Source organism: Achromobacter insuavis, from assembly GCF_902859645.1.
Lineage (GTDB): Bacteria > Pseudomonadota > Gammaproteobacteria > Burkholderiales > Burkholderiaceae_B > Achromobacter > Achromobacter insuavis.
The window spans coordinates 14,896-27,388 of record NZ_CADIJR010000037.1; the positions used below are offsets into that span (position 1 = coordinate 14,896).

A 12,493-nucleotide genomic window follows, 5' to 3' on the forward strand; every position below is an offset into this window, starting at 1 on the left:
TCACGTGAGCGCAAAACGACGCCTGTCGCTGCTGGGCCTGGACGGCCCCGCCATCCTGAAGGAAGCCGTGAAGATCCTGGACAAGCGGGTCGAGGCCCCCTCGCGCCGCGCCTTCCTGCGCAGCAGCCTGACGCTGGGCGGGCTGGCGATGCTGTCCGGCTGCACCCTGTCCGACGACGAAAACGTCGAAAAGGCGCTGACCGCGGTGTCGCGCTTCAACGACCGCGTGCAGGGCTGGATCTTCGACCCGAACAAGCTGGCCCCGACCTACCCGGAATCCATGATCACCCGCCCGTTCCCGTTCAATGCCTACTACGGCATCGACGAGGTGCGGCAGGTCGAGGAAGAGAGTTTCCGGCTGGAAGTCACCGGCATGGTGACCGACAAGCGCCGCTGGCGGCTGGACGAGCTGCGCGCCATGGCGCAGATCGACCAGGTCACGCGCCACATCTGCGTCGAGGGCTGGAGCGCCATCGGCAAGTGGGGCGGCGTGCCGTTCTCGACCTTTCTGAAGCGCGTGGGCGCCGACCTGACCGCGAAATACGTGGGCTTCAAGTGCGCCGACGACTACTACACCAGCATCGACATGCCCACCGCATTGCACCCGCAGACGATCCTGGCGCTGACCTACGACGGCAAGACCCTGCCGCCGGAGTACGGCTTCCCGATGAAGCTGCGGATGCCCACCAAGCTTGGCTACAAGAACCCCAAGCACATCCAGGCGATTTTCGTCACCAACACCTACCCGGGCGGTTACTGGGAGGACCAGGGCTACAACTGGTTCGGCGGCAGCTAGGTGGCTTTTTCCCTTCCCACCACGACACACCAGAGGAACGCATCATGAAGACACTCACCACCGCCGCATTCTCGCTTTGCCTGGCCTTTGGCGCGGTCGCCGCGCACGCGGCCGACGACATGTCCAAGGACGGCATGTCGAAGGACGGCATGGCCAAGAGCAGCATGTCGAAGGATGGCATGTCCAAGGATGGCATGTCCAAGGATGGCATGGCGAAAGACGGCATGGCCAAGGACGGCATGTCGAAGAACTCCATGTCCAAGGACGCCATGTCGCACGACGGCATGAAGAAGGACGGCATGGCCAAGGATGGCATGTCGAAGGACGGCATGTCGAAAGACGGCATGTCCAAGGGCGGCTCCATGAGCAAGGACAGCATGGGCAAGTAAGCCCCCCGTTCAACGGCCCGCTGGCGCCGCCCCGGCCGCGCCGCGGGCGGCCCCTTCCAACAGGAGTTTCCGATGAGACTGACACGCAGGCATTTCCTCGGCGCGGGCGGCGCCTTCGCGGCCGCCGCCGGCCTGGCCCCGCTGCTGGCCGGTCGCGGCGCGCGCGCCGCCCAGCCGCGGCCGGCCTATCCCTACACGTTGACCGACGCGCAGTGGCGCGCCAAGCTCAGCGCCGCGCAATACGACGTGCTGCGCCGCGAAGGCACCGAACGGCCCTACACCAGCCCGCTCAACGACGAACACCGCGCCGGCACCTTCGCCTGCGCCGGCTGCGCCCAGAAGCTGTTCGCGTCGACCACCAAGTTCGACAGCGGCACCGGCTGGCCCAGCTTCTGGCAGCCGCTGGAACACGCCGTCGACACGCTGGAAGACCGCAGCTTCGGCATGACCCGCACCGCCGTCAATTGCAGCAATTGCGGCGGCCACCTGGGCCACGTCTTCGATGACGGCCCGCGCCCGACCGGACTGCGCTACTGCATGAACGGCGTGGCCATGAGTTTCACCCCGCAGGCCTGATTGCGGCCCGCGTATTTTTTTCCGAGGATTGCGCATCATGCCCCTTCGTCCCCTCTCCCGCGCCCGCCAGGCCGCGCTGGCCGCCGCCGGCGCCCTGTTCGCCCTCGGCACGGCCAGCGCCGCCGAGACCGCTTTCATCATCCCGCCGCCCGCGCTCGACGCGGCGGTCGGCGCGCCACAGGAAAAGGCCGTGATCGCCGGCGGCTGCTTCTGGGGCGTGCAGGCGGTGTTCCAGCACGTCAAGGGCGTCACCTCGGCGGTTTCCGGCTACGCCGGCGGCCAGGCCTCCACCGCCGACTACGACACCGTCAGCGGCGGCCGCAGCGGCCACGCCGAATCGGTGGAAATCACCTACGACCCCAGGCAGGTCAGCTATGGCCAGCTGCTGCAGATCTATTTCTCGGTGGCGCACGACCCGACCCAGCTCAACCGCCAGGGTCCGGACAGCGGCACGCAGTACCGCTCGACGGTGTTCCCGGCCAATGACGACCAGCGCAAGGTGGCCGAGGCCTACATCGCCCAACTGAACAAGTCCGGCGTCTACCCCAAGGCGCTGGCGACCACGGTCGAGCCGCTCAAGGGCTTCTACCCGGCCGAGGGCTATCACCAAGACTACCTGGTGCGGCACCCGTACAGCATGTACATCATGGTGAACGACGCGCCCAAGGTCGAGAACCTGGCCAAGACCTTCCCGGCGACGTATCGCGACAAGCCGGTGCTGGTGAATCCGTAGACAGCGGGTGAATCCGCAGGCGGCTGGCGGACAGGGCTGTCGTTGGAGGCCGTCGGCGGGGCTTGCCGCGCCGGCGGCCGCACCACGCGCGGCCGCCGTTGCCGTTGCACGCCATGCAGCCGAGGACGCGCTGTCGCGATGGCCGTAAAAACGCGCGTCTTGACGTTTTTCCTCGGCGCCTCGATAAGCAGGATAAATAATCAAAACCGCGCCGATTCTTAAAATCGAAAATCAGCATTTATCGTGCCTGACAGATAATATCGAATGTATCAATTCACGCCATATTGATAATATGGACCGTATCCAAAACCCCAATAAAAACAATTGGTTGGTATCCAAAATGCTGAAATCCGGCGCCCCGGATGGTATCTTTCAGGCAGTTTTTTAATTTGCAAAAAAGCGGGTATAAATTGCGTCCTTTTTCCACCGCCCACTCCAATCCATACAGAATATTTCAGCAAACGGAAACACGATTTCCGCTGGCGATTCTGCATGGCATCCGGACCGTGGGCCGAGACAAAAAGGACCCCAGTCTTGAAATACGGCACCCACAAGTGGCTGACGGCCACGGTCGCATTGAGTACCTCCTGCGGCGCCGCGATGGCCGCCGATCTGACGGTGGCGCCCGGCAACACGCAGGTGTTCGACGGCTCGGCCGCCTTCCCCGGCGGCGTTGACGTCAACGGCGGCACCCTGGTGGTCGGCGGCAACGGCGGCGGCGCCGGCGTCACCCTCACCGGCAACGTCAACGCGGCCGCCAACGGCACCGTCTCGGGCTTCGGCGCCATCAACGGCAACCTCAACGTAACGGGCGCGCGCGTCGCCCCCGGTTACCCCGTCGGCACGCCGACCGGCGTGTCCAACGGCAACCTCGTCGTCCGGGGCGACCTGTCGATGAACAACGCCGTGTTCGATTTCGAGACCGGCTACGCCGGCCTGCCCATCACGCAGCCCGGCACCGGCGACAACATCACGGTCGGCGGCAACGTCGCGCTGAACAATACGACCCTGAACGTGTCGGTCAACACCCTGGGCACCAACGCCGGCTACTACCGCATCCTGTCGTACGGCGGCACCCTGAGCGGCAACGGCCTGACGCTGGGCGCCGTCACCGGCGACTCGCAGCCCGCGGCGACCATCCAGTCGCTGACCGGCGACAAGCAGATCAACCTCATCCTCGGCCCGAGCACCACCAACCTGTGGAACGGCAACGGCGCGGCGTCCGCCACGCGCGCCGGCGGCGGCAACGGCACCTGGAGCGCCGCCATCGGCAACTGGAACAGCCCCACCAACGCCACCGGCGCCCTGCCCGACGGCGGCTATGCCATCTTCACCGGCGCGGCCGGCACGGTCACCGTCGATGGCGGCGCCGGCCCGGTGCGCGTCTCGGGCATCCAGTTCGCCACCGACCGCTACACCGTGCAGGGCGCGCCCATCACCCTGGTCGGCAGCGGCGGCAACCCGCCGGCCCTGGTGGTCGGCGACGGCACCTACGCCTCGGGCCAATTCGTCGACACCATCCACAACTCGCTGCAGGGCACGCAGGGCTTCGTCAAGACCGGCCCGGGATCGCTGATCCTGACCGGCGACAGCAGCGGGCTGAGCGGCCCCATCCTGATCGCCGACGGCGCGCTGGAAATCGACGGCAAGTTGAACGGCCCGGTCGATATCGGCCGCGAAGTCGTGCTGGCCGGCGTCGGCCAGCTGGGCACCACCACGCTCTACCCCACCGCCGTGATCTCCCCGGGCAACGACGGCTCGCCCATCGGCACGCTGACGATCAACGGCAACCTGACCTTCGGCGCCGACACCGTCTATCGCGTGCACGCCGATCCGGCCAGCAGCGCCAGCGACCGCATCCACGTCACCGGCGTGGCCGTGCTGGACGGCACGGTGGCGCACGTCGGCCCCGCCGGCAACTACGCGCCGCGCACCACCTACAACATCCTGACGGCCGACGGCGGCATCCAGGGCCGCTTCACCGGCGCCTCCAGCGCCTACGCCTTCCTGACCCCCACGCTCAGCTACGACGCCAAGAACGCCTTCATGACGCTGACGCGCAACGACGTGCCGATCGGCAGCATTGGCGGCACCGGCAACGAAACCAGCGTCGGCGGCGCGCTGGACCAGGAAGATCCGCCCGCGAGCGGCAACGGCTCGGCCTCCAGCGGCAACGGCTCGGCCGCCAGCGGCAATGGCTCGACGACCGCCGGCAACGGCTCGTCCGTGGTCGGCAGCGGCAGCGCCGCGGCCGCCGGCACCGGCGCCCGCCAGGTGACGACGGCGGTGCTGACGATGACGCCCGACCAGGCCCGCTCGGCCCTGAAGCAGCTGTCCGGCGAGGCCTACGCCAGCACCGCCACCGTGCTGCAGAGCCAGGCCGACACCGTGCGCGCGCTGCCGCTCGACCACCTGCGCGGCAACCTCGACGCGCCGGCGCGCGCCGGCCAGCCGACGGCCCAGCTGGGCTCGCCGTCGGGCGATGCGCTGCCGCAAAGCGGCGCCTCGCCGGTCTGGGCGCAGGTCTTCGGCAACTGGAGCACCTTCGCCGGCGACGGCAACGCCTCGAGCGTCAACCAATCGTCCGGCGGCCTGTTCGTCGGCGGCGATGGCGCGGTCGGCGGCGGCTGGCGCCTGGGCGGCGCGGTCGGCTACACCGGCAGCCACAGCTCGCTCACCGATTCCGCCTCGCGCACCGACGTCGACAGCTACACCGCCTCGCTGTTCGGCGGCCGCAATTTCCAGGCCGGTCCCGGCCACATCCGCTTCATGGCCGGCGCCGCCTACACCTGGCACGACATCAACACCAAGCGCGACGTCGCGGCCGGCAGCCTGAACCAGCGCCTGGAGTCGTCCTACCGCGCCTCGTCGACGCAGCTGTTCAGCGAACTCGGCTACCACCTGCCGCTGAACGATGCCTACAGCATCGAACCCTATGCCGGCCTGGCCTGGAACCAGCTGCGCACGCGTGATTTCGAGGAATCGGGCGGATCGGCCGCCCTGCGCGGCAAGGGCCGCACCGACGACGTGACCAGCAGCACGCTGGGCGTGCGCGGCGCCTGGCAGTTCGAGTCCAGCGGCGCGCCGGGCCGCCTGACCGCCTCGCTGGGCTGGCGCCACGCCATGGGCGACGTCACGCCCAGCCAGCAACTGGCCTTCGACGGCGGCAGCACGTTCTCGGTGCGCGGCGTGCCGATCGCCAAGAACGCCGCGGTGGTCGGGCTGGGCGCCGAAATCGCGCTCGCCCGCAACACCACCGCCGGCGTCGCCTATGACGCGCAGTTCGGCGGCGGCAACCGCCAGCAGTCGGGCCTGCTCAAGCTGGCCGTGCGCTTCTAGGGCAGCACCGCAAGCACGCGGGCGTCGCGACCGCGGCGCCCGCCGCGCCGGGAACGCCCGCGCGCATTGCGCTACAGTGCGGGGGGCAGACGGAATCATCCGGGCATCCGGACCTCCGCCCTGCTCTCCCATGATCTCTTCGGCCTGGCGCGGCAACCGCGCCCGCGAGGCCGCGAACCCATGCACCCAGGAAAAGCACCGTAGTGAACGACACCCGCATGCCGGACGACGGCGACGCCGAATACCGCAAGGAACACCAAGCCACGCTGTGGCGCGATGATGGCTGGACCGCCCGCATCATCAAGAACGAAGACGACGACGGCTGGGCCGTCGAGATGACCCTGGACGGACAGGCCGAACCGGCCCTGGTGGGCCCATGGACCATGGGCCGCGACAAGAAGAACCCCAAGCCGCTCGACGCCCCCGCCTTCCACACCCTGGTCAAGACCGCCAACGAAGTCCTGCGCCGTCACGAGCAGCAATTGCACGCGACGCTGCACAAGAGCGTGAAGATCGACGCGGCCGCCGGCCGCCTGACCGTCAAGCTGGATATCGTTCCCGACGAGGACGAGCCCTATGCCGTGCTCAGCGCCTATGACGAATCCGGCGAACAGCTGGCCGAAATCCACGTGGCGCCCACCTACAAGCTGAGCGTGCAGCGGGCCTCGGAATGGGCCCGCGGCGGATTCGGGCGCGAGGGCTGACGCGCCGGCGGCCTGACCTTCGTCCCGCCATCACCCGTCCGCCCATCTCCCGGCCCCGATACAAGGGCCGGGAATGGCCGCAAACGCCGCTCAATGGCCCGTGCTGTCGCCCTGGCGGCTGGCCTCGAACAGGAACCAGGTGCGCCGCTCGGTCTCGTCGATCCAGTTCTCGATCAGGCTGGAGCTGGCGATGTCGCGATGCTCGTCGGTGACGTTGTGGGCTTCGCGCAGCGAGGCCGCCAGGGTCTTGTTGTCTTCGCGCAGCTCGGCCAGCATGTCCAGCGGCTGGACGTAATCGGCATCGTTGTCGGCGATGCGCTGCGAGCGCGAGATATGCCCGATCGACCGCAACGTGGTGCCGCCGATCTTGCGGATGCGTTCGGCGATGGGATCGGTCATGGCGAACAGCTGGTCGCCCTGCTCGTCCAGCAGCAGGTGGTAATCGCGAAAGTGCGGACCGCTGACGTGCCAGTGGAAATTCTTGGTCTTCAGGTACAGCGCGAACACATCGGCCAACACCTGGTTCAACACCGCGGAAATATCGCGGGTGGCGGCGGCGGCCAGATCGGTAGGGGTCGCCAGCGGGCGCTTGCGCAGCGTCTTCGCCGCCTTGGTGGTCTTCTCATTCAGTTTCTTGGCCATGAATCGCAGCTCCTGGAAATGATTCGGAAAACACGCGCGGCGCGATCGTTCACACCGCGACTTTCCAGGGTAATGCCGTGGGCGCGCTTTGGCAAAGGCCGCGCGCGGCTGGCGCCAGGCTGAATGCCATCGCCCCGACGGGCGTGACGCCGGCACTAGTCCGGCAGAACCTCGAACACCCTGCCCTGGCCGGAGAACAGCGCCACGCAAGCCTGGATGCGATCCGCGATCGAGCCCTGCGGCAGCGGCTGCGCCAGTCCCAGCGCCATCTGCCGCAGCGGTTCGGCGATGGTCATGGCCAGCAGCAGGCCGGCCGTGGCGCGCGGTTCCTTGATACGGATCAAGCCGCGCGCGGCGAGTTTCTCGAACCACCCGGCCAGCAGCGCGGTGCCGCGCTCGATGCCGTTTTCCTGGTAGACGGCCAGCAGCGCCGCGCGCGCCGGAAAGTCGGCGGTCAACAGCCGGAACATGCCCACCGCCTCGGCCGACAGCGCGCGGTCGGCGATCGCCTGCAGCACCCGCGCCAACGCCGGCAGCACGTCGGCGGCGCCGCCGACCTCCTGCGCCATGACCGGCACGAAGGTGTCGGTCCAGCCGCGCACCACCTGCGCCACCAGATCCTCGCGGTTGGCGGCGAAACGATAGACGGTCTTCTTGGCCATGCCGGCGCGCCTGGCCACCGCCTCCAGCGTGGCCGCCGCATAGCCTTCGTTCAGCAGCAGCCAGGTGGCGGCCTCCAGCGCGGCCGCGCGCAGTTCGGCGTCGGGCCGGGCGGGACGGCCGCGCGGACGCGGCGGGGGGGACGATGCCATGGTCGGGCGATGCTCCTGTGGTTGAGGTGCGATCTTACACGCTGCGATTATTTTGGAAACGAATAACGTTTCTTTATTGTAGAATCCGCTTTCCCCGTTACCGGAAAGCGCCACGATGCCCCCCTCTCACCCCGACATGGCGCATATCGCCGCCGACATGGACACCCTGCTCGACCCCGCGCCGCTACGCCTCGAAACCGGTATCACGCGGCTGCCCGGCGGCGGCCTGGTGGTGGCCGCGCGCACCGACCTGCACGGCTGCAAGGGCCGCATGTTCGACTGGTGGTTCAAGTTCTTCCAGACCACCCAGCACATCAAGTGGTGGCATCCGCAGGACCACGTCGAGCATCGCGGCTGGGACGGCGCCTGGCGCCGCGGCGAAAACTACATCGGCGCCTCGATCCACGCGGTCGAATCGCTGGCCGACCTGCCGCCGGTGGCGGCCAGGCTGAAGTTCCATGCGCCCGCCGAAGCCTTCGACGCCGAGCGCCTGCGCGCGGCCCAGGACAAGCAGGACGTGTCGGCGGCCGTCTACGCCCGCATCGGCTTCGGCGACAACGTCCAGCTGGACGCGGACGGCGATCCGATGGACGGCCAGATGATCCACCTGACGCGCGACACGCCGTTCGGCTGCGTGCTGCGCAGCCGCTTCTACCTGGGGCTGTCGAGCGAGCGGCCGGAACAGGAGGTGCCGGACGCGCTCGGGCTGAACCTGCTGCGCCACTGCTATACGGAGTTCACCTTCCTGTCGCGCTTCCTGCCGTCGATCTATTACGGCGAGCATGCCAACGGCGAGGCGGCGCCCCTGCCCTGGTAGCGCCGCCGGGCCCCGGGCAACGGGGCCGGGGGCGGCCCGGCGGAAGGAGTATGCTACGGCGCTTCACACCGGCCACACTCCTGTCACATCGCTATGCGCGGCAACCCCGACGCCCGGCAAGGCGCTATCGCCCTGCATGGGTTCTACTTCCTGTACTACGGCTTGCAGGGCGTCAGCATCCCGTTCCTTCCCTTGTGGTTCGCCAGCCGCGGCCTCGACCCGGCGCTGATCGGCCTGATCGTGGCGACCTCGTTCCTGCCCAAGATCCTGTCGACGCCGGTGGTGGCGCACGTGGCCGACCAGCGCGGCGGCGCGCACGGGCTGATCTTCGCCGCGCTGGCCGCTTCGCTGGCGCTGTTCATCTGCTACCCGTTCAGCGCGGCGCCCGCCTGGCTGTTCGCCGTCACCCTGCTGCTGAACGCCGTGTTCCCGGCGGTGCTGCCGCTGCTGGACCGCATGGCCATCGCCAGCGGCCGCGGCCAGGGCAATTCCTACACCATCATCCGCGCCTGCGGCTCGCTCGGCTTCGCGCTGGTCACGGTGGCCGGCGGCTACCTCATCAAGACCTTCGACGCCGATTGGGTGATGTGGCTGTCGATCCTGCTGATCGTCGCCTGCCTGGCCTGCGTGCGCCTGTTGCCGCAGGCCGCCCGCCCGAGCGCCGAGGAGGCGCCGGCCGAGCGCGTGCGGCTGCCGATGCGCGAGATCCTGCGCGACCGGCCGCTGCTGCTGTGCATCGGCGCCGCCTCGCTGGTGCAGGCCAGCAACGGCTTCCTGTATTCGTATTCCACGCTCTACTGGACCGACCGCGGCCTGTCGACGGCGCTGATATCGATGCTGTGGGCGGTGGGCGTGGCCAGCGAGGTGCTGTTCTTCTTCCTGGCGCCCAAGGTGCTGGCGCGGATCGGCGCCCAATGGCTGATCCTGGTTTCGGCCGCCATGACGGCGCTGCGCTGGGCCGGCCTGTCGGCCACCACCGACCCGGCCTGGATCGCGGCGCTGCAGGTGCTGCAATGCTTCACGCTGGCCGGCAACAATGCCGCCATCATGTGGTACATCGCGCGCCGCGTGCCGGCGGCCTGCAAGACCTCGGCCATCGCCCTCTATGCGCTGTTGTCGGGCGGCGTGTTCATGTTCGGCAGCATCCAGCTGGGCGGCGCGCTGTATCGCGGCTACGCGCCGGGCGGCTTCCTGGTGATGGCGCTGTGCGCGGCCTGCGCCATTCCGCTGGTGCTGGCCGCCGAGAAACGGGCGCGCCGGGACGCGCCGGCCAAGAACTCCTAGCGCGCGGACGGATCCGCGGGACGGCTCACGCCTTGCGCGCCATGGCCAGCGCCCGCGCCAGCGTCTCGAACACGCGCGGATCGGTGGACTGGGCCACGTTGAAGCGCAGGCAGTCGCCCGCGCTCAGCGACACGCTGAAGGCGTTGCCCGGCGCCAGCACCACGCCGTCGCGCAGGCAGGCGCGCGCCACCGTCGCGGCGTCGATGCCGGCCGGCAGCCGGCACCACAGGAACATGCCCGCCTTCGGCTGGAGCCACGGCACGATGCCGAGCGCCCGCAGGCGCGCGGTGGCGTTGTCGCGCTCCTCGGCCAGCCGCTGCCGCACCCACTCCATGTGCTTGCGGTAGCCGCTGTCGGTCAGGGTGCGGAACACCACGTCGGCCGCCAGCCGTCCGCCGCCGAACGTGGTGGCGATCTTCAGGTCGGCCAGGCTGTCGATCCAGTCGGCCCGCGCCGCGATGAAGCCGCAGCGCAGCGAGGCCGACACGGTCTTGGAGAAGCTGCCGATCTTGATGACGCGCGACAGGCCGTCGAAGGCGGCCAGACGCGGCGCCGGCGCATGTTCGAAGTCGGCGAAGATGTCGTCTTCCACGATCACCAGCCCCGCGCCGTCGGCGGCCTTGAGCAGCCGATGCGCCACCAGTGGCGACAGCGTGGCGCCGGTGGGGTTGTGGATGCCCGAATTGGTGATGTACAGGCGCGGCGCGTGCTCGCGCAGCGCCGCCTCGAAACGCGCCACGTCGGGCCCGTTCGGCGTGTATGGCACGCTGACCACGCGGGCGCGGTGCGCCTTGAGCAAGGCGTGGAAATTGAAATAGCAGGGATCGTCGACCAGCACCGTATCGCCCGGCTCCAGCAGGAACCGGCAGATCAGGTCGATCGCCTGGGTGCCGGACTCGGTCAGCATGAGCTGCTCGGGCGCCGTCTCGATGCCGGCGGCGGCCAGGCGCCGCGACAGCACCTGGCGCAGCCCGGGATGGCCGAGCGGCGTGGCGTATTCGGTCAGCGCCACCGAATCGGCCTTGGCCAGCGCGCGCAAGGCGCGGCGGATACCCGGCTCGTACATCCAGTCGGCCGGCAGCCAGCCGCAGCCGGGCCGCAGCGCGTCGGGCGCGGCCTCCAGCGACTGGCGCGAGACCCACAGCGGATCGATCTCGCGGTCCAGCTTGGGGCCGATCTCGGTCAGCGCGAGCGGCGCCACCGGGCCGGCGACGTAGAAGCCCGAACCCGGCCGCGACGTGATGCTGCCTTCCGCCGCCAGCCGCTCATAGGCCTCCACCACCGTCGACACCGACAAGCCCATCGCGCCGGCCTGCGCCCGCACCGACGGCAGGCGCGCGCCCGGCGAATACGCGCGCGATGCGATGCGCGACCGCACCTGCGCCATGACCGCCTCGATCCGGGTGCCGCCTGATGTCATTTCGCCTCCATCCGTACTGGACTGTTTTGCATAACAGTTATTTTAAATTGTACTGGACTGTCTCTGGGGAATCCGGCGCCCGGATGATTCACTGAACGCTTTGCGCGGAGCAGTGGATGGACAAGGCGACAAGCGGCTGGATCAATGGTTTCATCGGCGTGGCGATCTTCGCCGGCTCCCTGCCGGCGACCCGGGTGGCGGTGGCGCAACTCGATCCCATTTTCCTGACCGGCGCCCGCGCCACCATCGCCGCCCTGCTGGGCTGGGCCCTGCTGCGGCTGCTGCGCCAGCCGCGCCCGCGGCGCGCGGACCTGCCCGCGCTGGCGCTGACGGCCATCGGCGTGGTGCTGGGCTTTCCGCTGCTGACCGCGCTGGCGCTGCAGCACGTCACCTCGGCGCACTCGATCGTATTCCTCGGCCTGCTGCCGCTGTCCACCGCCATCTTCGCGGTGCTGCGCGGCGGCGAACGGCCGAAGCCGGCCTTCTGGCTGTTCTCGGTGGCGGGCGCGGCCTTCGTGGTGGGCTACGCGCTGACGGGCGGCCTGGACGTGTCGCTCAAGGGCGACCTGCTGATGCTGGCGGCCATCGTGGTCTGCGGCATGGGCTACGCCGAAGGCGCCAAGCTGTCGCGCACGCTGGGCGGCTGGCAGGTCATCAGCTGGGCGCTGGTGCTGTCGCTGCCGGTGATGCTGCCGCTGACGCTGCTCACCTGGCCGCCCTCGTTCGCGCAGGTCACCCCGGCCGGCTGGATCGGCCTGGCCTATGTGTCGCTGTTCAGCATGCTGATCGGCTTCGTGTTCTGGTACCGCGGCCTGGCCCAGGGCGGCATCGCGGCGGTGGGCCAGTTGCAGCTGTTCCAGCCCTTCATGGGCCTGGGCCTGGCGGCGCTGCTGCTGCACGAGCAGGTCAGCTGGGGCATGCTGCTGGTGACGCTGGCCGCCGTGATCTGCGTGGCCGGGGCCAAGAAGCACGCCCGCTGAG

General features: G+C 69.0%; 13 protein-coding genes. 9 read left to right on the top strand and 4 right to left on the bottom strand.

Annotated elements, in window-relative coordinates:
- The first annotated feature begins 4 nt into the window (after positions 1-4).
- The gene (locus tag H0523_RS18460; RefSeq protein ID WP_054430624.1) at positions 5-796 is read left to right on the top strand and encodes a molybdopterin-dependent oxidoreductase; all 792 of its coding nucleotides are present in this window, start codon (positions 5-7) and stop codon (positions 794-796) included.
- On the opposite strand, the gene H0523_RS32485 is transcribed toward H0523_RS18460, so the two are convergent.
- Complete coding sequence (locus H0523_RS32485; protein WP_476760517.1) at positions 793-1,074, bottom strand: pentapeptide repeat-containing protein; 282 nt, start codon at positions 1,072-1,074, stop codon at positions 793-795. The genes H0523_RS18460 and H0523_RS32485 overlap by 4 nt on opposite strands.
- Between H0523_RS32485 and H0523_RS32490 the strand changes: the two genes are divergently transcribed.
- The 5 genes from H0523_RS32490 (at position 1,051) to H0523_RS18485 (ending at position 6,537) form a co-directional block, all read left to right on the top strand.
- A complete protein-coding gene (locus H0523_RS32490) occupies positions 1,051-1,185 on the top strand; it encodes a hypothetical protein (RefSeq protein ID WP_476760518.1) in 135 nt (44 codons plus the stop codon). The two genes, H0523_RS32485 and H0523_RS32490, sit on opposite strands and share 24 nt — an antisense overlap.
- 72 nt (positions 1,186-1,257) lie before the next feature.
- Positions 1,258-1,761: a peptide-methionine (R)-S-oxide reductase MsrB gene (msrB, locus tag H0523_RS18470; RefSeq protein ID WP_054430626.1), complete on the top strand. Its 504-nt coding sequence runs from the start codon at positions 1,258-1,260 to the stop codon at positions 1,759-1,761.
- A 37-nt stretch (positions 1,762-1,798) separates the two neighbouring features.
- A complete protein-coding gene (gene msrA, locus H0523_RS18475; protein WP_054460948.1) occupies positions 1,799-2,494 on the top strand; it encodes a peptide-methionine (S)-S-oxide reductase MsrA in 696 nt (231 codons plus the stop codon).
- A gap of 534 nt (positions 2,495-3,028) precedes the next feature.
- Positions 3,029-5,833 (top strand): autotransporter family protein, encoded by a 2,805-nt coding sequence (locus tag H0523_RS18480; protein WP_054430628.1) that lies wholly within the window; start codon positions 3,029-3,031, stop codon positions 5,831-5,833.
- A gap of 203 nt (positions 5,834-6,036) precedes the next feature.
- Entirely contained in the window at positions 6,037-6,537 is a 501-nt protein-coding gene (locus H0523_RS18485; protein WP_082385678.1) for a hypothetical protein, read from the top strand.
- A 90-nt stretch (positions 6,538-6,627) separates the two neighbouring features.
- Here the strand turns inward: H0523_RS18485 and H0523_RS18490 are convergent, their stop codons facing one another.
- Together H0523_RS18490 and H0523_RS18495 are read right to left on the bottom strand one after the other, a co-directional pair.
- Positions 6,628-7,179, bottom strand: a complete 552-nt coding sequence (locus H0523_RS18490) for a Dps family protein (RefSeq protein ID WP_006395275.1) — start codon at positions 7,177-7,179, stop codon at positions 6,628-6,630.
- 155 nt (positions 7,180-7,334) lie between these two features.
- Entirely contained in the window at positions 7,335-7,991 is a 657-nt protein-coding gene (locus tag H0523_RS18495; RefSeq protein WP_054430629.1) for a TetR/AcrR family transcriptional regulator, read from the bottom strand.
- A 115-nt stretch (positions 7,992-8,106) separates the two neighbouring features.
- Here H0523_RS18495 and H0523_RS18500 point away from each other — a divergent pair, with 115 nt between their 5' ends.
- Both H0523_RS18500 and H0523_RS18505 read left to right on the top strand, forming a co-directional pair.
- A complete protein-coding gene (locus H0523_RS18500) occupies positions 8,107-8,808 on the top strand; it encodes a DAPG hydrolase family protein (protein WP_054430630.1) in 702 nt (233 codons plus the stop codon).
- 93 nt (positions 8,809-8,901) lie between these two features.
- Positions 8,902-10,092 carry an MFS transporter gene (locus H0523_RS18505; protein WP_054430631.1) on the top strand — a complete coding sequence of 397 codons (1,191 nt, stop codon included), beginning with the start codon at positions 8,902-8,904 and terminating at the stop codon, positions 10,090-10,092.
- Positions 10,093-10,117: 25 nt separating this feature from the next.
- Here H0523_RS18505 and H0523_RS18510 read toward each other — a convergent pair whose 3' ends face one another.
- Positions 10,118-11,512 carry an aminotransferase-like domain-containing protein gene (locus H0523_RS18510; RefSeq protein WP_054430632.1) on the bottom strand — a complete coding sequence of 465 codons (1,395 nt, stop codon included), beginning with the start codon at positions 11,510-11,512 and terminating at the stop codon, positions 10,118-10,120.
- A gap of 116 nt (positions 11,513-11,628) precedes the next feature.
- On the opposite strand from H0523_RS18510, the gene H0523_RS18515 reads away from it, so the two are divergent.
- The gene (locus tag H0523_RS18515) at positions 11,629-12,492 is read left to right on the top strand and encodes a DMT family transporter (RefSeq protein ID WP_054430633.1); all 864 of its coding nucleotides are present in this window, start codon (positions 11,629-11,631) and stop codon (positions 12,490-12,492) included.
- The last annotated feature ends 1 nt before the right edge of the window (position 12,493 follow it).